Genomic DNA, 20,394 nt, shown 5'->3' with positions numbered 1-20,394 from the left:
CCTTTTCTTTAATCATTTCAAAGCATTTGCACCACTGACAATTTCAGTGATTTCAGTAGTGATTTCTGCTTGTCTTGCACGGTTTAACTTCGTAGTAAGACTAGAAACCAAATCATTAACGTTGTCCGTCGCACTCTGCATTGCCGTCATCGAACTTGCATGTTCAGCGGTCTTGGCGTCTAGGATTGCACCATAGATTGCCGAACGGGCATACTGCGGCACCAGAGTGGTTAAAACGGCGTTAACATCCGGTTCAATGTCATATTCTAAATCTTTGTGGGCTTCGGCTTCTTTGACGCCAATGTCAATCCCGACAATTGGCAGCATCTTTTCAACCCGAAACGCAGATGAGAGCGAGTTGACGTGGTGCGTATAACAGACATACAGTTCATCGTATACGCCATTCAGATACATCTTAATTGCCGTTGAAACAATGGGCAAAACCTCATCGAAAGTGGGAACATCGCTGATTGCATCATTTTCATAAACCACGTTAAGGCGATTTTTCTTGAAAAAGTCTGCGCCGACAGACCCGACCGCCAAAATTTTGATGTCTTTGTGCTGCGCTCTTGAATCCTCAACCAGGCCCATCATGTTTTTGATGACGGCACTGTTGTAGGAACCGACCAGGCCCCGGTCACCGGTGACAACCAGGTAACCAGTTGACTTGATTTCCTTGCGTGCCTGCACCATATCGGAAACAATGCCCAAGCCAAATACGTTTTCGTAATCGAGCTTGCCGATGCTCTCCTCGTCAACTTTAACATTTTCCTTATGCAGGTGGTTGACAACCTCAGCACTCATCAGACGCGAGAGGGTCTTGCGCACGTGCTCATTATAAACCGTGTAGCCCTTGTCGCGTTTTTCCGTTTGATTTAATTTTGACGCGGAAACCATCCGCATGGCTTCCGTGATCTTGCCAGTCTGCTTAACCGAAGCAATTTTTTTCTTCAACTCAAGTAACGATGCAGGCATAAACTACCTCCTAATTATTACTTGGTGAAAAACTATCTGCAAATTGCGCAATTGCAGCTTGTAACTCTTTTTCATCAGGCAGCTCGCCCGTCTTTTGGATATGCTCCAAAAGGTCCGCATGAGCATTATCAAAGTTATCGTATAGTTCCTTTTCAAAGCGTGCAATATCTTCAACCGGAACAGCATCCAAATAGCCGTGAGTCAGGGCGTATAAAACAATAACCTGTTTTTCAACCGGAATGGGATCGTGCAAAGGCTGCTTCAAAACTTCGACAACCCTGCGACCCCGGTTCAATTTAGCCTGTGTTGCTTGGTCCAAATCACTGCCGAACTGCGCAAAACTCTCCAGTTCATGGAAGGCGGCGAGGTCAGTACGCAAGGTACCAGCAACCTTCTTCATTGCCTTGATCTGGGCACTACCACCAACACGAGAAACGGAGTTGCCCGCGTCGATTGCCGGCCGTGTCCCGGCAAAGAACAGATCGCTCTGCAGGAAAATTTGGCCATCCGTGATTGAAATCACGTTCGTTGGGATGTAAGCCGAAATATCCCCGGCCTCGGTTTGAATAAACGGCAAAGCCGTCATCGAACCGCCACCCAGCTTGTCGCTCAACTTCGCACTACGCTCTAACAGGCGTGAGTGCAGGTAGAAGACGTCGCCGGGATACGCTTCACGACCAGGCGGACGACGAAGAAGCAAGGAAAGTTCACGGTAAGCCACGGCCTGTTTGGATAGGTCATCGAAGATCACCAACACATCCTTGCCATTGTACATGAACTCCTCACCCATTGCGGTACCCGCATACGGTGCAATATACAGCATCGGGGCCGGTTCGCTTGGTCCCGCCTCAACGACGATGGTATAGTCCATTGCGCCGAAGCGCTTCAGCGTCTCTACCTGCGTCCTAACCGTTGATTCCTTTTGTCCAATGAAGACATAAATACAAATTACGTCTTGTCCCTTTTGGTTCAAGATTGTATCAATTGCCAGACTGGTCTTGCCTGTTTTACGGTCACCGATGATCAGCTCACGCTGACCACGACCGATTGGAACCAAGGCATCGATCGCCTTGATTCCCGTTTGCAGGGGCTGGTTAACGGACTGGCGTTCCATTACGCCTGGCGCATTATCCTCAATTGGACGCGTTTTGCTTGTCTTAATTTCGCCCAAACCATCAACGGGTTGACCCAAAGGATTAACAACCCGGCCGATTAACTCGTCACCAACTGGCACACGCATAATCTGACCAGTACGCTTGACTTGGTCACCTTCACGAATATCATCAAAATTGCCCAGAATAATGATACCAACATCATTTGATTCAAGGTTTTGAGCAATACCATAAGAACCATTGTCAAATTCCAATAGTTCATTAGCCAAAACATTGTTCAATCCGTGAGCCCGGGCGATACCATCACCTATGTAAGTCACAACCCCGACTTCATTAATGTCGAGCTTGTCATCATAGTGTTCAAGCTGCTGCTTGATCAAAGAGCTAATCTCTTCTGCTTTTATGCTCAATGGTTTCACCTCTTTTAATCTTTACTAATTAATTGCGCACGAATCTTTTTTAGCTTGTTTTTAACGGAGCCGTCGATTACCCAATCGCCTACCCGTAAAATCACGCCGCCGATAATGCTCTTGTCAACCTTATTCACAAGGTTGACAGCACTTAGCCCGTACTTCTGCGCATAACTTGCACTTAGGGCAGACAATTGTGATTCATCAAGTTTGATCGAAGTAATTGCGGTCCCTACCATGATTTTTTTATTCTTATTATATAAATAATTAAAGTGATCAATAATGCCAGGCAGTTCCCCAAAATGGTTATAGTCCAAAAGCAGGTTCAAAAAGGTTTGAACTTCCTTAATCAGTCCCCGTTCAATAGCGGACAGGGACGCTTTCTTTTCATTACTGTCAAGAATCGGATCACTAAAAACTTTGAGGATCTGCGGGTATTCAGCAAGAGCCTTGCCCAATTCCCCCAGATCCGCATGAACAGCATCTAAAGCCTTCATGTCCTGTGCATAATCAAACAGCGCAGTACCGTAACGTGCAGCAATTTCTTCTTTACTTAAGGCCATTACTTGTTCAGCCCCTTAATAAATTGATCAACCAAATCTTTTTGGTCATCAGCAGATAAATTCCGTGCAATTACCTTTTCCGCAATTGTTACCGAAATATCGGCTACCTGTGCACGGGCTTCGTTTAACGCATCAGCCTTTGCTTGTGCAGCCTCCGCCTTAGCCTTTTCATGAATTTCAGCGGCACTCGTGTTGGCCTGGGCCACAATCTGGTCGCTCGTCTTTTGGGCGTTAGCCTTGGCACCAGAGAGAATTTGCACTGCTTCTTGCCGTGAATTTTTCAAGGCCGCTTCGCGTTCATTAGCCAAAACCTCGGCTTTTTTGCGGTTATCCGCAGCCGAATCTAAGTCATTGATTACTTTTTGCCGTCTTTTTTCCATCATGTCGGAGACTGGTCCCCAGGCATAATGCTTAATCAAGAGAAGCAAAATTGCAAAAACAATCAAATACCAGAGGGTATTTCCAAGATATATATGATTGGACGAGGCTGCAAATAAAGTTTGAAATGTCATTTACTGCCCTTCTCTCTTTTTAACAATACTTCTTAGCAAATTATTTTAAGAAGAGAATCAGGAAAGCAACGACAATCGCCAAAATCGGGACAGCTTCAATCAGACCAACGCCGATAAACATGGTTGATCTTAAATTACCAGCACTTTCCGGTTGACGAGCCATGCTTTCGACCGTCTTAGTGATAACCTTACCATTACCCCAAGAAGCAGCGAGCGCTGCAATACCAGCAACGAGTGCTGCAGAAAGATACTTAAAAGCCTGTGACATATTTAAACCTCCAAAAAAATTATTCTTTTGTAACCTTTTTACCAATGTAAACCATCGATAAAGTTACGAAAACATATGCCTGGATAGAGCCAATGAAGACAGAGAAACCTTGCCAGATCATGGCAAGCGGCGCAGCCAGAATCAGTGTTGGAACGCCGAAACTAGGTGCAAAGCTATTCCCAATTAATGTCAACAAAACTTCACCCGCATAGATATTACCATATAAACGCAAAGACAGCGTCAGAAAGTTGGTTACTTCCTCAATCATATTGATGGGAAATAAGAAGCTGACTGGCTCAGCATAATTGCGCCAATAACCACCAGTGCCAAATTTTTGCATTCCAAACGTGAATGATAGAAGCAAGGTCATCATTGCAAACGACATTGTCGTTACTGGGTCAGCTGTTGGCGACTTAATAACCATAAAGTCGCCGACCTTGACTTCCAAAAACAAGCCCAGTTGGTTCATAAACCAGATGAAAAGAAAGAGAACAAACGCGTAAAGCGAAAGGTGCTTCCGTGCATCGACATCTGCGACGTTGTCTTTGACAATACCGTCAGTGAAGTCGAGCAGGTATTCCAATACGTTTTGCTTCTTGTTCGGTTTCATTTCAACCGTGCGTGATAGCCAAATACAGATGAATAACACAGCAGCTGCCATCAATGTTGAGCCGATGACCCCGGCAAGATCAAAATTTAAACCTAAAAATTTAAAAACAAATGGTTTCTCCAATACTCCGTGACCTCCCTTCTTGTGCCCAATTATCGAACACTCATACAATATTAACACCTTTCAATAATTTTGTGTAAGATTGTAAGCGAATTCTGCAATTAATTTTCTCACGGACTTATTTAGTGCCAAATAAACGGTCGCCAGCGTCGCCCAGGCCGGGGACAATGTAGCCGTTGGGCAGCAATTCATCGTCTTCTGCCGCCGCAAAAATGTCCACATCGGGATTCTCCTTTTGCACCGCTTTAACGCCTTCCGGTGCGGCAACCAAGACGGCCAGCTGGATGTTCTTGACGCCGCGCTTTTTCAGTGCGCTGATCGTCATATTGGCTGAGCCCCCGGTAGCAAGCATCGGGTCAACGATCAAGCAATTGCGCTCCGCCACGTCCTTAGGCATCTTGCAGAAGTACTCGTGCGGCTGCAGCGTCTCCTCATCGCGGTACATCCCAATCACGCCGACCTTGGCCGATGGAATCATTTCCATTACGCCGTTGAGCATCCCAATGCCAGCGCGCAGAATAGGCACAATGGTCATTTTCTTGCCCGCGATTTCCTTCTGGGTGGTCTTGCCGATCGGCGTCTCAATCTCAACGTCCTGCAGCGGGAGGTCCCTGGTAATCTCGTAGGTCATGAGCCCACCGATTTCTCCAACAATCCGCCTAAACTCGTTCGAGCTTGTTTCCTTGCGTCTGATGATCGTTAACTTGTGTTGAATCAACGGGTGATTCAATACCGTAAATTTGCCCATTATCTTCCTCCTAATACAAATGTGCTTAGTGCTATTCTAATCAAAAAAGCAAAGGGTTTAAAGTCCTTTGCAAGCAATTTTTTATTTTGCGGTAAAATGGTGCCCCGCTGCCGCCTTGTTGAGGCGGTTCATGTAGGCCAGCGTCTCCTCGCTGCCGTGAAAGCCCTGGACAAAAATTTGCTTAATGTCCGGTCTGTCATCGAAGTAGCGCAGCCCAGCAAAGAGGTTATGATCCGCATCCGCGAGGCTTTTGCCTAAATCAAACTTGTTACAATCGGGCAGGTCCAGTGCAGCCAATTCTGTCCCCAGCGCAGCTACGCCCGTCTCGTTATCGAAGTCGATCTGGGCAAAGTCGCGGGCATCATCGACGACAGTCACCGGGCTACTGGGCGCGTAGTGCCTGTACTTCATTCCGGGTGCCTTGGGGATATCCTTGTCGGCCACCTTGCCACTGTTGAGCAGGACCTCTTCGTCCAGAACCTCGCTGAGCTGCTGGGGGGTAATTGCACCCGGCCGTAAAACGACCGGCGTTTCAACTGACAAATCGATGATCGTCGATTCAAGTCCAACCTGGGCCTCACCGCCATCGATTATTCCCGCAATCTTGCCCTTCAGGTCATGGTAGACGTGCTGGGCCGTTGTTGGGCTGGGCTTGGTCGATGTGTTGGCTGACGGACCAACAATCGGGTAGCCGAGGCGGGCAATCAACTCATGCGTTAGCTTATCCTTAGGGCAGCGAAAGGCCACGGTGTCCAGTCCACCCGTGACGGCTGGGGGCAGGCTCCCGGTCTTCACGTACAATAAAATAGTCAACGGACCCGGCCAAAAATGCTTGATTAGTTTTTGCGCACGGTCAGGAATTGCCCGTGCATACCGTGCCGCCATCGCTTCATCAGCAACGGTCACAATCAACGGGTTATCACTCGGTCGCCCCTTAGCCGCATATACGTTTTTGACGGCCTCTTCGCTAGTTGCCAGCGCACCAAGCCCGTATACCGTTTCGGTGGGAAACGCAACCAGCTCACCGGCAGCCAACAACCTGACTGCATCGCCTATTTGCTCACGCGTATAGATTCTTGTTTCCATTACTTGTTCCACTTCCCCCTTACCATGCGTGGTTTGCCGGCTAAATCATTTCTAAACTCAACCGTAAAGTCGGGCAGCTGCGCTGCAAACAGCTCCTGCAGCTGCTCTTTTTCGCTAAATCCATATTCTAAAAAGAACTCGCCGCCAGGATTTAGGTGTTCGTGCACCTGTTTGACGAACTTGTGATAGAAACCCAGACCATCCTGGCCCCCAAACAATGCTTCTTTAGGTTCGTTCTGCAAAACATTTTGGTCCATTAATTCTTTTTCCGTTTCCTTAATATACGGTGGATTAGAAACGATCTTGTCAAATTTTTCAAGACCAATCAGCACGTTGGCCTTGCGCACGGTCACATCAATATTATAGGTTAAAAAGTTTTCTTCACTGGTCCTCAAGGCAGCATCGGTGATATCCGAAGCATACAAATCAAGGCTGCCAATTCCCCTCTTAGCGGCTTCTTTTGCCAAGGCCACCGTGATGCAGCCTGACCCGGTACCAAGATCCAGCACCTTGTCGCCTGTTTTGAGGTGGGCGAGTGTCCAGTCAACCAGTTCCTCGGTTTCAAAACGCGGGATCAAAACGCCGCGCTGAACCATGATTTTGTAGCCCAAGAACCAGGAGTAGCCCAGAATGTATTGCGGCGAAGTCCCCTTAGCGAGCTGCCGGATATCTTTTTGCGCCGTTTTGATCTCTTCTGGTGACAGCTTCAAATCTTGTTTGAGCTGGAACTCGCTCGGGGTAAGCTGCAGTCGTTCGGACAGCAGGAAAGCAATATCTTCGGGACGCGCAGCCGGTGCGTAGTCAGCTGCCCAAATAGTTAAGTCCCTTAAATTAGCAATCTTAGTCATTTTGTCCTGCCAACTCCTCTAACTGTTTGGTCTGGAAGTATACGATCAGCGCGTCAATGACCTCGTCCAATTCCCCGTTCATCACGCGGTCGAGCTTGTTGAGTGTCAGGCCGATACGGTGATCAGTTACCCGGTTCTGGGGGTAGTTATAAGTCCTGATCCGCTCGGAGCGGTCACCAGTCCCCACCGCATTTTTGCGCTTTGCGTCATACTTGTCTCGGTTCTGGCTTTCATAATAATCGTAGACCCGTGACGTCAAGATTTGCATTGCCTTTTCCCGGTTCTGCTGCTGGCTGCGCTGATCCTGCATGGCAACCACAATGCCAGTCGGCAGGTGGGTCATGCGCACCGCACTGGACGTCTTGTTGATGTGCTGCCCGCCGGCACCGCTTGACCGGTACACGTCGACCCTAATATCCTTGGGATCAAGTTCAAGGTCAACCTGTTCGTACTCGGGCATTACTGCCACCGTTGCGGTTGACGTGTGCACGCGTCCCTGTGACTCGGTTACCGGCACGCGCTGCACGCGGTGCGCACCGTTTTCGTACTTCAGCTTGGAATAAACCTTGCTGCCCGTGATCATGACGGCGACCCGCTTGTAGCCTCCGACTTCAGTCGGTTCGCTGTCAATCACCGACACCTGCCAGTTTTGCCGCTCAGCGTATTTTTCGTACATTCTAAGCAGATCACCGGCAAACAGCGAAGCTTCGTCGCCGCCCGCTGCACCCCGGATTTCCATGATAATGTCCTTGTCATCGTTGGGATCCTTGGGCAACATCAGAATCTTGATCTCATCTTCCAGGTCCACAATCTCGTGCTCTAGTTCATTATTTTCCTCTTTTGCCATGTTGACGAGATCAGTATCATCTTCGCCCGCCATCATTTCCTTATTATCCGCAATTTCCTTTTTATCGGCCTTGTACTTACGGTACTTTTCGACCACCTCGCGCAGGTCCGCTTCCTCCTTGGAAATCTCCATGTAGCGCTTGGTATCATTAATAACTTCCGGGTCAGCCATCATTTCCTGCAGTTCATCGTAGTGAGCCACTAGACCCTCAAGTTGTGCCATAATTTTATCCATTTTGTTTTTGTTCCCTTCTATCGTGCTTGGTTCGGGTGAAAATAATGAAAACGGCAGACCGGGTAATAACTCTCGTTGCCGCCAATTTGAACCTGTTCACCTTCATATACGGGCTTGCCGTTATGAACCCGCAGGTTCATCGTGGCCTTGCGCCCGCAATAATGGCAGATTGTTTTGATTTCATATATTTTATCGGCAAAAATCAGCAAGTTCTTGCTGCCCTCAAACAAGTTGTTCTGAAAATCATTCTTGAGACCGAACGCCATCACCGGAATTTTCAGCTCATCAACAATTTTAGCGCACTCAATGACGTGGTGCCGCGCCAAAAATTGGGCCTCATCGATTAATACGCATGCAATCGGACCCGCGCCGCGCGCCTGGTCCTGAGCGTTGAGCTCCATGATGTAAGCGAAAATGTCCATATCTTGTTCAATCGGCACGGCCTTGCGCTGCAGGCCAATCCGGGAAGCAACGGTGCCGACGCCGCTGCGGTCGTCAACGCTGCTCGTCATGAGGGCAAACTTGCGGCCCTGGGCCTCGTAGTTATGCGCTACCTTTAAAATTTCAATGGTTTTGCCGCTATTCATCGCACCATAATGAAAAAATAACTGTGCCATTTTTGCTCCTTTATTTTAAATAAATTCACCTAACTTATCTAGTATAGATGAAAATCAAAATCTGTGCAGTTAAATCGTCATCAAAAACTCGTTTTCGTTTGCCGGCTATGCTATAGTTGTTAGTGATTTTAAAGCGAGGGAAAAATATGAACCTAAAATCTAGAATCGCCAATTTTGCCGGAAAAGCAAGCTACCGCTTCCTTCATAACGTCCTCAAGGGCGGGACCAGTTTTCCGGGCAAACTGGCAATGAAAATTGACCCGGAAATCTTGTCTTTCCTGGCTGCCGACTACGAAACCGTGATCGTTACGGGAACCAACGGCAAGACCATGACCACGGCCCTGATTGTCGAAGCACTGCGCGAAAAGTACGGCGACGTGCTGACCAACCCATCCGGTTCCAACATGCAGCAGGGCATTGTCACGGCCTTTTTGGCGCATAAAAACGGCACGGCCAAGCGGCATATCGCTGTTTTAGAAGTTGATGAGGCCAACGTGAAGATGGTCACCCAGCTGCTCCACCCCAGCTGCTTTGTCTTGACCAACATCTTCCGCGACCAGATGGACCGCTACGGCGAGATCTACACCACGTACGAAAAGATTGTCGACGGCATCAAGCTTGCACCTAAGGCAACCGTTATTGCCAACGGCGACGCCAGCATCTTTTCCTCAATCAACTTGCCTAACCCCAAGCTTTTTTACGGCTTCACCTTGCCAGACGACCGCCCCGAAAACGACGGCGTGGCACCCGTCAACACGGACGGCGTGCTCTGCCCGCGCTGCAACCATATCTTGCACTATCACGAGCGAATCTATGCCAACCTGGGCGATTTTTTCTGTCCCAACTGTGGCTACCAGCGCCCCCACTTGTCATATTCCGTCAACCAGATTATCCGTGAGACGCCCAATCAGCTGGAATTTCAAATGGGCTCCAGAACCTACCGCATCAACATTGGCGGCACCTACAACATCTATAACGCGCTGACCGCTTATGCAGTTGCCCGCCACTTCGGCTTGAGCGATGATGAGGTTGCCCGTGCATTCGCCAAGAACAAGCGCGTCTTTGGCCGGCAGGAATTGATTAACTATGGCGGAAAAGAAATCAACTTGATTTTGGTTAAAAACCCGGTCGGCTTAGACGAAGTCTTGCACATGCTGGGCACTGAGCGGGAGGACTATTCTCTCGTTACCTTGCTCAACGCCAACCACGCGGACGGCATCGATACGTCCTGGATCTGGGACGGGCAATTCGAAGCGTTGAACCATGATCAAATCAAGAAGGTTGTGGTCGGCGGCGAACGTAAACACGACATGGGCTTTCGGCTGGAAGTTGCGGGCTTTGATCCGGGGCAAATGTCTTCATGCAGCGACTACGACCAGGTGATTGCCCAGGTGGCAGAGCTGCCCACGAGGAAGGTCTATATTTTATCGACCTACACCGCCATGCTCGCTTTGCGCAAGGCAATGGCCGAAAAGAACATTATTCAAGCAGGAATGTAGAAACCAAAAACGCACAAGTTATCAAAATGACTTGTGCGTTTTTTGCACTCAATTTTAAATTATGCGCGCTAGCGACCTGCACCATCGTACTTCCTAACGCCCAACTTCCAGAAGACAACGTCCAGCAGCACGAAAACAGCCGCCACCAGAAGCTGCACCAGCAGAACGCTCGTGTTGTGCTCTAGTAGAACGACACTTGCCGGTGTTGCCACCATCCCAAAGGGCAGCAAAAAATTAAACAGGATGCTGCCGGCACCCCGGAAAATGCTGGCGGGGTAGCGGCCAATCTGAACCATGCTGAGGAAGAGGTCGGAGCGGCCAAAGTTAGTCGGAAACCAAAAGGCCGAGATGGTCCATAAAAACCAGAGTGAGTAGTACAGGGTGCCGCCAGCCAGGCACGAAATAACGAAGAGGCCAATTTGCGCAAGCGAAAAACTGTACCCCCGTGAAGCATAAATAATCACAGCTAGGCCCAGCAGCGCATTTAAAAACTGGGTAAAATCAATCGAATGAAAAAAATAATAAAGCTGCGGGTTAATCGGCTTAAGCAGAATGTTGTCAAGCGTCCCCTCGCGAATATCTTGTTCCAAGCTGGGCATCGAGCTGACCAGGAAGGCCATCATGATGCCGTCAATTAGGGTATAAACGCCAACCAATAACAGCGTTGCCCTGAACGTCCAGCCCGCGATTTGGTCGACGTTTAGGTAGAGCACCTTGAAAAAAATAATCGGCACGCCCAGCCAGATGGCTGACGAGAGCAGTCCAAACAGGACGTCCAGGCGGTATGACATCGTCTTTAGAAATGAGACCTTAACCAGTGACTTAATCATCAACAAATTTTGCTTCATGCTAAACTTCACCCCTGCACATCCGAATACCGGCGCAGCCCACGGCGGTTAACCACCAGCACCAATAAATAGAAAATAACCAGCCAAACCAGTTCAAGCAGGATGTTCTGCAGCCAAAAGGCGGTTGTGCTGCCTTTGATTAGCGAAGTAACCGGAAAATCGCCAAAATATTGAAACGGCAGCCACCCTAGCACCCTGCGCCAAGCCGCCGGCAAGATTGACAAGGGAAAATAATAGCCAGCAAGCAGCGAAACGACCACTTCCTTGACCAGCAAGACGAAAAAGAGGTTTTCGAACCAGTACGCCAGGCTGCCCACAAGATAGGAAAAAAGAAACCATAAAACTGCCGTCAAAATTATGTTGACCACGAACTTAGCGACCGCTGCAAGGGAAATGTCCATGGCGTTGTGCGTTAGCAGGCAGCCTAGGTCGATTAAGAGCAGCGGTGCCAGCAGGAGGAAATTGGCTACACGGTCGCCCAGCATGCGGCAGAAGTAATACGTCTGAATTGAAACCGGTCGGTGCAAAATATTGGATAATTCACCCGAGTGGATGTCGTTGTTCAGGTCCCAGTCGATCGCATACCACACGAAAAAGTTGATGAAGTTGACGCCGCAGTAGTAAACAATCATTTGGTTTCGCGTCAACCCACCAATTGTTTGCCCGGGTGCCAGGATGCTTGACCACAGGTAGCCCATCACGACAATTGGCACGAGCGACTGCAGCAGCAGGATGACCACGCTGCTTTTATTATTGACAATCGATTTCAGCGCCGTCTTCATAATTGCAAAATAAGCACGCATGGCTACCGCTGCCTTCCTGAAAACAACTCGTAGATGATGTCATCAAGCTTGAGGTCCTGAATGCGGTAGTCCGTCCCCTGCTTAAGTTCGGTCAGCTCGCCTAGCTTTTGGTCAACCCGATTGGCCGGAACCTTGATGGTGACCCTGACTTCGTCCTGGCTGACAACGGTGGCACCCAAACGAGACGCTCGAAAGTCGGCCGTCTTATTAAAGGTAATGTACTTGTTCTGCTGAAATTTTTCGATCAGGTCCGCCGTCTGGCCGTCCCAGATAAGCTTGCCCCGGTTAACAATTATCAGTCGGTCACAGATGGCCGCGATGTCCTCCATGTCATGGGAGGTCAAAAATATCGTGAGGCCGGATTCCTTGTTCAGCCTTGTCAAGAATTGCCGGATGTCCCGCTTGGCAAGAACGTCTAAGCCAATCGTCGGTTCATCCAGGAAAAGCACTTTGGGCCTGATGGATACCGCAGCCAGGAACTCGATCTTCATCCGTTCCCCCAAGGAAAGCTTGCGAGTCTGCAGGTCCAGCTTGTCCTCAACTTTGAGCACCCGTGCAACCCGATCAACCGTCGCGGTGAATTCAGCTGCATCCCGGTCATAAACCGCCTGCAGGAAGTCCAGGTAGTCGCGGGGCGTCAGGTCGCTAAACAACTGCGAGCGGTTCCCCATCACAACGGAAATTGACCGCTTGAAGTCCTTCTGCCTTTTAACCGGATCAAAACCAGTGACCCGACTGTAGCCCGACGTCGGAAACAGCGTGCCCGTGAGCATCTTGATCGTCGTCGTTTTGCCGGCACCATTCTGACCGATGAAACCAACGGCTTCACCCTCATCAATGGTGACGTTCAACCGGTCAACCGCCCTGACCGTCACCGTCTTAGGGCTAAAAAGCGTTTTGATCGCCGAGCCCAACGTGCTTTTACGGTCAACCACCTTGTACTCCTTCGTGAGCTGGTGGGCTTCAATCACTTGCCTATTTACCTTATCACCCGTTACCTCTCCGGCTTCAAACCAACCAGATTAGTTTTAAAGCGCATATTTAATCAACTTTTTATAGTATATTTCATTAAAGCTTAATTTTTGTCTTGAGTCAACCATCAGACAGCCAAAAGAGCTTTTACTTATGCGATATTGTTGCTCGCACCAATATTAGCAAAAAATAATAAGTCCGCTTGCTTTTTATTAAAAAACATTTATAATGTAGCTATTTAAAATTAAATTAGGTGATTGCAATGAGAAAAAGAGAAAAGAAGGAAGACATCCTCCTGCAAGAACTGACGAAAATGCTGCAGGGTGATCAAATCACGCCCGCCGAAAGGGAAATTTTTGCTTATGCCAAACAGCAGCTGGAAAAGAAGGTGTACCTGCCCAGGATTGCGAGCGACCTTAAGTTTGGCCTGAACCCGCTGGCAATCAGGCAGCAGCTATCGGCCAACGGCAAGAAAATTTATCGCGAGATGCTCGACCCCAAGTTCGCAAACCGCGGCTTTGGCGCCGGCCTGATGTTTATTTTCGGTGGACATAATAATTAACTTACACGCTTAACAATAAAAAGCAAAAATCCAAAATGTTTTCGTTAAGCAATATTAGCATCCCTTTCAAGTTTGTGAAAATATAATGTAAACTCAAAATGATACGAACCTCGAAGTTGTCTTAACTTCGAGGTTCGTATCATTTTTTATCTGACTTTTTCCAAAAATTATATCAATTTAGTCTTTATCTAACTGTTCTGTTGCCGTCGAGCATAATGGTTTGTCCCTGTATGTATGAATTCTCAGGGCTAGCTAAAAAGTATGCTAAATTAGCCACGTCATCCACTTTGCCAATTCTTCTGACAGCAATTTGTTTCAATAATGGCTCCAAGCTCTCTTTTGTAGGATAATGCACACTTAACAGACCAGAGTCAATCACACGAGGAGCAATTGCGTTGACGGTTACACCCTTAGGTCCCAATTCTTTAGCTAATCCCCTCATCAAACCTTCTCCACCAGCCTTTGATGCGGGGTAAGCTACCCCACCACCTGTTCCACTTAATGCCGAGCCGGAGCTAATAAAGACTATACTACCTTTGTTTTCCAAAAATTCTTTGTAAAAAGCTTTAACTGTATAGAAGTAGCCACTTAAATTAATGTTAATCACTCTCTGCCATTCTTCTGGAGAAATTTCATCAACTGTATCAGCGTACGCAATTCCTGCATCTAAGACTAGCACGTCTATTCTTTTGAATGTTTTAATTACTTCATCATGTACATGTTCTAGATCCTTATAGCTAGACACATCTGTCTTAATAAAAAGAGACTTTTGATACATTGACGTTATTTCATCGGCAGTCTTCTGCCCCTTTTTATCGTCATAGTCAACGATAACCGTATTAGCACCATTTTGAGCAAATTTTTCTGCTATACCCTTACCAATACCATTTGCTGCGCCAGTCACCAATACTACCTGTCCTTCAAATTTTTTCATCTTATTCTCCCTTTATTCAAAATCTGCATGACGTTTAAACATTGAAGCTGAACTTTCTCCAGTTTTGTCCATTAAATTCATAACCAAACCATCAAAAGTCAGGAAAGCTAATTGTTCAAAAGTAGAACCCATTGGCTGTGTAAATTCAGCTGTTTGAAAATTGCTGGTCTTTGCCTTGCCAGGCACATTAACAATCGTATCTGCGAAGCGAGCAATAGTTGAATCTCGTACGGTTGTGAACAATACGATTTTTACCTTAGCTTTGAGTGCCTTCCGAGCTAAAACTTTTAAGCTATCTGTTTCACCAGATCCCGAACAAATGATTAATAAATCACCTGAATGCGAATGCGGTGAGCTTATTTCACCAACTAAACTGACGGAATAGCCAAGGTGAACAAGACGATTTGCAAAAGCTTGAATAGCAATCCCAGAACGACCTGCACCAGCCAAGAAAATATGTTTTGCTAGATTGACTTGTTCAACCACCTCAGCTAATTCTGCAGAATTTTCATTTTTGGCATAATTTCTTAATTGATTCAAGATATCCAAAGTGTAATTTTTCATTTTTACCACTTCTTCCGATTACTTAATTGCAGATCGCAATTTAGCTAATTGACGTTGTATTTGATTTCCATTAAATAAGCATCCGCCCACCACAAGCATATCCGCACCAGCAACTGCACAGTCACTGGCAAATTGCTCGTTAATTCCACCATCAACTTCAATTTTAATGTCTCGGTTTGCAATAATTTTTCGCACTTTTTTTATTTTTTCGATTGTCTCTGGTATAAATTTTTGCCCTGGTTGACCCGGGTTAATTGACATAACCAATACGTAATCAATTTCCTTCAGCAGATACTTTAAAACGCTTTCTGGTGTCCCGGGATTTAACGCTACACCGGCTTTAAGCCCCGCCTGTTTGATTCTTTGCATAACATAGTGAATATGCGGCGTCGACTCATAGTGGACACATATCATTTCTGCACCTGTGGCAATAGCATCGTCTATATGAGCTAGCGGATTAGCCACCATCATGTGTATATCAAACGTCATATTGCTATAATCCTTCATTGCCTTTATTTGATTAGGACCAAAAGCAATGTTAGACACATAGTTGCCATCCATCATATCAACATGTAGCTTATTTACTTTTTCTTTTTGTAAAATATCAATTTCAGTTTGCAGGTTAAGAATATCTGCTCCAAAAATTGATGGTAGAATTTCACTCAATACGAAAACCTCCAAAAATTAATCTAAAAAATTGTACTTAGCCAGTATATGAATGCATTCCATGGTTCCGATAGAGTTAAGTCTGACGACAAACCGCTAACATGAACACCACCGGTTTGAATCATCTTGGTTGCACCAGGAGCGACGTATGATTCAAGGTATAGTGAAACGCTACAGAAAATTACACCAATCAAAATAGTCCTAAATAAATTGCCCTTAGTCATTAATGTTCCAGCAACAGAAATATAGATAATTGACATCAATAAACCTACAGGAAATAGTTTGATATTAGGTAAAAACAATGCGCAAACAATAACCAGTGGTATTGTGATAACTGTTGCCGTCTCTGTAGCTGGATCTCCCAGTCCAAGGGCAATATCCATACCTATGTTAAGGTTGGTTTTTTTACCCATTTGTTTCGACATTGTTGCGCGGGCGGCTTTCCCAACTGGTGATATTCCTTCCATTAGGACCCCAACCATTTTTGGCATCAAAACCATAACACTGGCTATTCCAATAGCCATGGTAATTGCATTAGCCAAATTCTGATGTGTTAACAGTGCTAAAAGTATTCCTACAATTGTTCCAATAACTGATGATTCCCCGAAAACACCTAATTTCTGGTTAACTTTGTCAAGACTGATGTCAACCTTGTTTAGACCTGGGATCAAATCAATTATTTTGTTAATCAACCAGGCAAAAGGCATAACCCAGGCTGTATAAATAATTGTTGTACAGGTAGTACCATCGAGACCAAAGTAATCTTGCCATTTTGGAGCCAATTTATCACCAATAAATAGTGCTGCAATTGACATTCCAACAGTTACCAGCAATCCAATCCAAAAATTATTAAATAAAACATATGCTAATGCACCTGGAATTAAGAAATGCATGTAATTCCAAATATCAACATTCATCGTCTTAGTCCAGCCAAATCGGACCAAAATGATATTCAATATAATTCCAAGTAAAATTGCTAGTCCTGCAAAGGGTGCAACCCAAGATGCGGCACCAACAGCTGGCCAGCCAATATCCGTAACAGTATATCCAGAGCCCAACTTAGAATAATAACTAACAGCTGGTTTTAGAGAGGCGGTTAAAAGATTAACCACTAACGTTAACCCAGTAAAGCCAATTCCTACAGTTAATCCTGACTTGATTGCATCACCTATCTTCATTCTAAAAATCAATCCTAAAATAAAGATGATAATTGGCAATAGTGCGGTAGCCCCAATATTAATAATTGTTTTAAAGACTTGTTCTAATATTTGCATACCATTATCCCCTATCTTTATTTAACGATAATAATTCATTGCCTACCTTCTCTCTTAGTGCATCAGTATTTATTCCCGTAATAAATCCCGTTACGCTCACCAGTGGTTTATCAATTTTTCCACGGTAGTTATTTGTTGTAAAAACAACGTCGTAATTTTTACTCAGATTAGGCATTTCAGTCATACTACATTTACCTATAGTGTAATTTTTAATACCACATTGCTTACAAACATCTTCAATCTCAGCTGCTGCAATAGTTGAAGTAGCTACCCCACTTCCGCAAGCTACTAAAATACTTATCTTTTTATCCATAGATAAACCTCTTTCTATACTTATTCTGTTGTATCAATCACGATTTTAATTTCATCTGCCGTTTTACACTTCTTAATTCGCTGAACAAAAGAACCAGTTTGCAGTAATTTCATCATATCTTTAAGCAAACTCAAGTGGTTCTCCCCGTCACTAAGGCCTAACATAAAAAACGTATCGACCGGTATTTCCACCGCTGGATTATCCATCCGGTTCATGCTTATCGCTCTCGATAATGTAATTATTGCTACAAACGGTTTGCTAATATACTTGGGATCACCGTGCGGAATGGCAACCGCATAATCTTTTAGTTGCAAGGCCGTCGGATAATTATCTTCTCTTGTATTAATAAAGTTTAAGAAGCCCTTTTTAACGTATCCTTTATTTAAAAGGTCTTTTGCCACTTTCGAAAAGAGCTCAGCCCGATTTTTAGACCGATAATTCAAATAAATCGCATCTTCTTTTACATAGTCTGCTAATTGCAAAATTTTTCCGTCCCTCTCTCTCCATCTAAAAATTGTTCTAATTTTTCTGTTGCTTCCTCACTATTTGAGAGTTTAGTTAAATTGTGAATAAAATCTTTATTATCTGCTAAATGTATAAGTTCATATAATATCTGTAAATGTTCCGTTTTATTGGGTGTAGTCAACAAAGCAATAATGTGTACCTTGACCCCGTGATAAGCAATGCCCTTTTTTGATACTAGCAAAACTAGGCCAAGCTTTTGTTTATACATATCTGGATTCAAATGCAATAAGACTACTTGCCTATTTAACAAAATATACTCTGGCTGCCCAAAATATTCTTTTTTCAAAGCAATCCAAAAACTCTTTTCAACAATTTCATCTTTGATTACAGGGGCTGCAACCTTTTCCATCATCATGCTCCATGACATTCGCTGTGAAGAAAAGATTACCCTCTTATATAGCTTTTGATGAGGACACACTTTCAAATTGTTTTCGAATAAATCGCTTTCGGGAATCAGAAGTTGCATTAACCCCTTTTCAAGACCTTTTTTATCTTTAATTTTTGCAAATTCTTCAACACAGGTGATAATTTGCTGAATATCAACATTAACAAAATTTAAGTTAAATAATTTTTTGAAAACATCATTTCTTAATTTTGTAATACTTTGCCTATTTAGTATTTCGTTAACTACAAATACTGTCTTATTCGACTCAAGTGGAACAGTTGAAAAAACTAAATCATATGGCAACACAAAATTTTTATATTCCCTAATAGAACAAGCCGAGTAAAAAGATAATTCCGGAAAGGCAATGCGGAGATTATTTTCGAGTAATTTCGAAGCTGATATACCGTTAGGGCAAACTGGAATGGCACGTCCAATTTTCCTTTTATAATTATTAACCTTGTTTTGCATTAAATGTCCGCCTATGAAAATAGTGACATATGCTATTTCATCAGCAGAAATAGTCGTGCCAAAGAAATCATTTAGAGGGCTCATGGATTGTGCAACAAACTCGTACAGGTTACGATATTTGTCAATGATTTCTTCACCCATTGGATTATTGTCCGGCAATTTATATTTGATCCGATAATAAGCTGGTCTAAAATGATCAATTAATTTTTCAAGTAACTCCTTCTTATCTGGTAAAACAATAAACGACTTTAACTCAAATTCATTCAAAAATTCCCATAAAGCATTTATCAGCTGCGATTGCACAGAGACTGATATGCTATCCTGCCACTTGACGTTGGCCCCTAAGATAAATAAAGATATAAACTTTTTTTCTTGAGAATTAAGCTTTACAAAGTTTGTCTTTTTTAGAGATCGATATTCAGCAGTTTGCTTAATTTCTTGAGAATTAACTAAATCAGTTGCAACTAATAATTTGTTTTGGCGGATTCGATTTGTAATTGCTGTCAAAAATAAAATTAGTAGGAAAAAATCATCATCAGTATATTTTCTAGACAACTCTTTCTCAATGGTCATCAATTCTTTTTCTATCTTTAAACAATTATTTTCAATACTAGGAAGTAATTGCAAGCATCTTTCAAAACCAAATGCTGTATATAATTGCAAAACGTATTGATAAAGAATTATTCTTTTATTCCATTCACTACCCGTAATTGTGTAACCATTTTTTCTTGTGAAATGAACTTTCAAATTAGTCTCTTGCAATTCTAAGCGTATTTTTTTAAAATCTGCTAATACTGTATTTTTACTTACACGAAATTTTACAATAAAATCACTTAGGAATATTGGTTCAATTCTACTCAAAATCATTGTTACTATAAGTAAGCAACGTTCTTTGGGTGAAAAGGTATGCTGGTTATTTTTTCTTACACTATAGGTAAAATGATTTGATAGTTCCCTTTTAGCAGAATATGTTTTATTTTTTAAAATAATTTGTGGAAGCTTCGCGGCTTTAAGATAATCATTAATACTTTTAATTGCATAATCAACTTGTCTATCAGTTAGGTTAAACTCTTTCCTTAACTCTGCTTGCGAAATAATCCCATCCTTTACTATTTTTAGTAAAATTTCTTTATCCCGATTACTCAACTATTCTCACCTCCTTTCGTTAATATCTAAATTATAAGCGCTATCATTGACTACTGGGGCGAGGATTGGGTCCAATTTATGTAATGCTCAGTTATTAACTTGTGTTTGACTTACTGAATATAGTGTTCAATAAATAATTAATCCTTAAATAGAGGCTCACTAGTCTAATCGAAAACTCGGATTTATCCGTGTTATACTACAATTAATATGAATATTTTTTCATACAACTATGAGAAGAATTTTCGGTGACCTCCCCCACTAATAAAGCTGAACTGATCGAAGCAAAAAATACCCATTACGAGTTAGCTAATTGATTCAATGTCATAAGAATCCCACAATGTGAATTTTGCTTTTGATACTAGTACATTAAAGGGCGTACATCGGCTGCGTGATTATAATGTGCGCTATGTTTTAGCATATTTATATAAATAGCAAAATAAACCGAACTGCGGAGTTAAGACAATTCCGCGGTTTTTCTCATGGCC

The 20,394-nt window shown here is 44.2% G+C and carries 23 protein-coding genes; 2 read left to right on the top strand and 21 right to left on the bottom strand.

The features are described 5' to 3' along the window. Positions 1-12 precede the first annotated feature (12 nt). The 11 genes from AC2JF8_RS01390 to AC2JF8_RS01340 form a co-directional block, all read right to left on the bottom strand. Complete coding sequence (locus AC2JF8_RS01390) at positions 13-975, bottom strand: F0F1 ATP synthase subunit gamma (RefSeq protein ID WP_500729493.1); 963 nt, start codon at positions 973-975, stop codon at positions 13-15. Between the two features lie 10 nt (positions 976-985). Beyond that, complete coding sequence (gene atpA / locus AC2JF8_RS01385; RefSeq protein WP_500760472.1) at positions 986-2,497, bottom strand: F0F1 ATP synthase subunit alpha; 1,512 nt, start codon at positions 2,495-2,497, stop codon at positions 986-988. A 14-nt stretch (positions 2,498-2,511) separates the two neighbouring features. Further along, the gene (atpH, locus tag AC2JF8_RS01380; RefSeq protein WP_500729491.1) at positions 2,512-3,060 is read right to left on the bottom strand and encodes an ATP synthase F1 subunit delta; all 549 of its coding nucleotides are present in this window, start codon (positions 3,058-3,060) and stop codon (positions 2,512-2,514) included. After that, the gene (gene atpF, locus AC2JF8_RS01375; protein WP_500729490.1) at positions 3,060-3,572 is read right to left on the bottom strand and encodes a F0F1 ATP synthase subunit B; all 513 of its coding nucleotides are present in this window, start codon (positions 3,570-3,572) and stop codon (positions 3,060-3,062) included. Before atpF ends, atpH begins: the two co-directional genes overlap by 1 nt. A gap of 40 nt (positions 3,573-3,612) precedes the next feature. Beyond that, a complete protein-coding gene (gene atpE / locus AC2JF8_RS01370) occupies positions 3,613-3,840 on the bottom strand; it encodes a F0F1 ATP synthase subunit C (protein WP_500729489.1) in 228 nt (75 codons plus the stop codon). A 19-nt stretch (positions 3,841-3,859) separates the two neighbouring features. After that, positions 3,860-4,573 carry a F0F1 ATP synthase subunit A gene (gene atpB / locus AC2JF8_RS01365; RefSeq protein WP_500729488.1) on the bottom strand — a complete coding sequence of 238 codons (714 nt, stop codon included), beginning with the start codon at positions 4,571-4,573 and terminating at the stop codon, positions 3,860-3,862. Between the two features lie 115 nt (positions 4,574-4,688). Next, complete coding sequence (upp, locus tag AC2JF8_RS01360) at positions 4,689-5,318, bottom strand: uracil phosphoribosyltransferase (protein ID WP_500729487.1); 630 nt, start codon at positions 5,316-5,318, stop codon at positions 4,689-4,691. 81 nt (positions 5,319-5,399) lie between these two features. Beyond that, positions 5,400-6,404: an L-threonylcarbamoyladenylate synthase gene (locus tag AC2JF8_RS01355; RefSeq protein ID WP_500760470.1), complete on the bottom strand. Its 1,005-nt coding sequence runs from the start codon at positions 6,402-6,404 to the stop codon at positions 5,400-5,402. Then, complete coding sequence (gene prmC / locus AC2JF8_RS01350) at positions 6,404-7,252, bottom strand: peptide chain release factor N(5)-glutamine methyltransferase (RefSeq protein WP_500729485.1); 849 nt, start codon at positions 7,250-7,252, stop codon at positions 6,404-6,406. Before prmC ends, AC2JF8_RS01355 begins: the two co-directional genes overlap by 1 nt. Continuing rightward, positions 7,245-8,333: a peptide chain release factor 1 gene (gene prfA, locus AC2JF8_RS01345; protein ID WP_500760467.1), complete on the bottom strand. Its 1,089-nt coding sequence runs from the start codon at positions 8,331-8,333 to the stop codon at positions 7,245-7,247. Before prfA ends, prmC begins: the two co-directional genes overlap by 8 nt. 17 nt (positions 8,334-8,350) lie before the next feature. After that, positions 8,351-8,950, bottom strand: coding sequence for a thymidine kinase (locus tag AC2JF8_RS01340; RefSeq protein WP_500760465.1), 600 nt, complete (start codon positions 8,948-8,950; stop codon positions 8,351-8,353). 146 nt (positions 8,951-9,096) lie between these two features. Here AC2JF8_RS01340 and AC2JF8_RS01335 point away from each other — a divergent pair, with 146 nt between their 5' ends. After that, positions 9,097-10,449: a MurT ligase domain-containing protein gene (locus AC2JF8_RS01335; RefSeq protein ID WP_500729482.1), complete on the top strand. Its 1,353-nt coding sequence runs from the start codon at positions 9,097-9,099 to the stop codon at positions 10,447-10,449. Positions 10,450-10,517: 68 nt separating this feature from the next. Here AC2JF8_RS01335 and AC2JF8_RS01330 read toward each other — a convergent pair whose 3' ends face one another. Genes AC2JF8_RS01330 through AC2JF8_RS01320 form a run of 3 tightly spaced genes read right to left on the bottom strand, consistent with a single transcriptional unit; the run spans position 10,518 to position 13,071 of the window. Next, positions 10,518-11,297, bottom strand: coding sequence for an ABC transporter permease (locus tag AC2JF8_RS01330; protein ID WP_500729481.1), 780 nt, complete (start codon positions 11,295-11,297; stop codon positions 10,518-10,520). Positions 11,298-11,305: 8 nt separating this feature from the next. Beyond that, complete coding sequence (locus tag AC2JF8_RS01325; RefSeq protein ID WP_500729480.1) at positions 11,306-12,100, bottom strand: ABC transporter permease; 795 nt, start codon at positions 12,098-12,100, stop codon at positions 11,306-11,308. Positions 12,101-12,102: 2 nt separating this feature from the next. Beyond that, a complete protein-coding gene (locus AC2JF8_RS01320; protein ID WP_500760462.1) occupies positions 12,103-13,071 on the bottom strand; it encodes an ABC transporter ATP-binding protein in 969 nt (322 codons plus the stop codon). Between the two features lie 263 nt (positions 13,072-13,334). Here AC2JF8_RS01320 and AC2JF8_RS01315 point away from each other — a divergent pair, with 263 nt between their 5' ends. Beyond that, a complete protein-coding gene (locus tag AC2JF8_RS01315) occupies positions 13,335-13,634 on the top strand; it encodes a bacteriocin immunity family protein (RefSeq protein ID WP_500760460.1) in 300 nt (99 codons plus the stop codon). A 184-nt stretch (positions 13,635-13,818) separates the two neighbouring features. Here the strand turns inward: AC2JF8_RS01315 and AC2JF8_RS01310 are convergent, their stop codons facing one another. Genes AC2JF8_RS01310 through AC2JF8_RS01280 form a run of 7 tightly spaced genes read right to left on the bottom strand, consistent with a single transcriptional unit; the run spans position 13,819 to position 19,909 of the window. Then, positions 13,819-14,568 carry an SDR family NAD(P)-dependent oxidoreductase gene (locus AC2JF8_RS01310; RefSeq protein WP_500760458.1) on the bottom strand — a complete coding sequence of 250 codons (750 nt, stop codon included), beginning with the start codon at positions 14,566-14,568 and terminating at the stop codon, positions 13,819-13,821. A 12-nt stretch (positions 14,569-14,580) separates the two neighbouring features. After that, positions 14,581-15,132 carry a 6-phospho-3-hexuloisomerase gene (gene hxlB / locus AC2JF8_RS01305; protein WP_500760456.1) on the bottom strand — a complete coding sequence of 184 codons (552 nt, stop codon included), beginning with the start codon at positions 15,130-15,132 and terminating at the stop codon, positions 14,581-14,583. An 18-nt stretch (positions 15,133-15,150) separates the two neighbouring features. Beyond that, positions 15,151-15,798, bottom strand: a complete 648-nt coding sequence (gene rpe / locus AC2JF8_RS01300; RefSeq protein ID WP_500760453.1) for a ribulose-phosphate 3-epimerase — start codon at positions 15,796-15,798, stop codon at positions 15,151-15,153. A 23-nt stretch (positions 15,799-15,821) separates the two neighbouring features. Continuing rightward, positions 15,822-17,072: a PTS transporter subunit IIC gene (locus AC2JF8_RS01295; RefSeq protein WP_500760451.1), complete on the bottom strand. Its 1,251-nt coding sequence runs from the start codon at positions 17,070-17,072 to the stop codon at positions 15,822-15,824. A gap of 4 nt (positions 17,073-17,076) precedes the next feature. After that, complete coding sequence (locus tag AC2JF8_RS01290; RefSeq protein ID WP_500760448.1) at positions 17,077-17,385, bottom strand: PTS sugar transporter subunit IIB; 309 nt, start codon at positions 17,383-17,385, stop codon at positions 17,077-17,079. Between the two features lie 20 nt (positions 17,386-17,405). Then, positions 17,406-17,867, bottom strand: a complete 462-nt coding sequence (locus AC2JF8_RS01285; protein ID WP_500760445.1) for a PTS sugar transporter subunit IIA — start codon at positions 17,865-17,867, stop codon at positions 17,406-17,408. Then, a complete protein-coding gene (locus tag AC2JF8_RS01280) occupies positions 17,858-19,909 on the bottom strand; it encodes a BglG family transcription antiterminator (protein ID WP_500760441.1) in 2,052 nt (683 codons plus the stop codon). Before AC2JF8_RS01280 ends, AC2JF8_RS01285 begins: the two co-directional genes overlap by 10 nt. Positions 19,910-20,394 lie beyond the last annotated feature (485 nt).

Source organism: Lactobacillus sp. CA30L, assembly GCF_059900845.1.
This window is presented reverse-complemented; position numbering and strand designations above follow the sequence as displayed.

What these genes read in the sequence shown, in the direction of transcription:
- prfA (WP_500760467.1), bottom strand. Translation starts at nt 8,333, where the DNA reads ATGGATAAAATTATGGCACAACTTGAGGGTCTAGTGGCTCACTACGAT.
- prmC (WP_500729485.1), bottom strand. Translation starts at nt 7,252, where the DNA reads ATGACTAAGATTGCTAATTTAAGGGACTTAACTATTTGGGCAGCTGAC.
- atpF (WP_500729490.1), bottom strand. Translation starts at nt 3,572, where the DNA reads ATGACATTTCAAACTTTATTTGCAGCCTCGTCCAATCATATATATCTT.
- AC2JF8_RS01355 (WP_500760470.1), bottom strand. Translation starts at nt 6,404, where the DNA reads ATGGAAACAAGAATCTATACGCGTGAGCAAATAGGCGATGCAGTCAGG.
- atpE (WP_500729489.1), bottom strand. Translation starts at nt 3,840, where the DNA reads ATGTCACAGGCTTTTAAGTATCTTTCTGCAGCACTCGTTGCTGGTATT.
- AC2JF8_RS01340 (WP_500760465.1), bottom strand. Translation starts at nt 8,950, where the DNA reads ATGGCACAGTTATTTTTTCATTATGGTGCGATGAATAGCGGCAAAACC.
- AC2JF8_RS01335 (WP_500729482.1), top strand. Translation starts at nt 9,097, where the DNA reads ATGAACCTAAAATCTAGAATCGCCAATTTTGCCGGAAAAGCAAGCTAC.
- AC2JF8_RS01390 (WP_500729493.1), bottom strand. Translation starts at nt 975, where the DNA reads ATGCCTGCATCGTTACTTGAGTTGAAGAAAAAAATTGCTTCGGTTAAG.
- AC2JF8_RS01290 (WP_500760448.1), bottom strand. Translation starts at nt 17,385, where the DNA reads ATGGATAAAAAGATAAGTATTTTAGTAGCTTGCGGAAGTGGGGTAGCT.
- AC2JF8_RS01315 (WP_500760460.1), top strand. Translation starts at nt 13,335, where the DNA reads ATGAGAAAAAGAGAAAAGAAGGAAGACATCCTCCTGCAAGAACTGACG.
- atpH (WP_500729491.1), bottom strand. Translation starts at nt 3,060, where the DNA reads ATGGCCTTAAGTAAAGAAGAAATTGCTGCACGTTACGGTACTGCGCTG.
- hxlB (WP_500760456.1), bottom strand. Translation starts at nt 15,132, where the DNA reads ATGAAAAATTACACTTTGGATATCTTGAATCAATTAAGAAATTATGCC.
- upp (WP_500729487.1), bottom strand. Translation starts at nt 5,318, where the DNA reads ATGGGCAAATTTACGGTATTGAATCACCCGTTGATTCAACACAAGTTA.
- AC2JF8_RS01325 (WP_500729480.1), bottom strand. Translation starts at nt 12,100, where the DNA reads ATGCGTGCTTATTTTGCAATTATGAAGACGGCGCTGAAATCGATTGTC.
- AC2JF8_RS01295 (WP_500760451.1), bottom strand. Translation starts at nt 17,072, where the DNA reads ATGCAAATATTAGAACAAGTCTTTAAAACAATTATTAATATTGGGGCT.
- AC2JF8_RS01330 (WP_500729481.1), bottom strand. Translation starts at nt 11,297, where the DNA reads ATGAAGCAAAATTTGTTGATGATTAAGTCACTGGTTAAGGTCTCATTT.
- AC2JF8_RS01310 (WP_500760458.1), bottom strand. Translation starts at nt 14,568, where the DNA reads ATGAAAAAATTTGAAGGACAGGTAGTATTGGTGACTGGCGCAGCAAAT.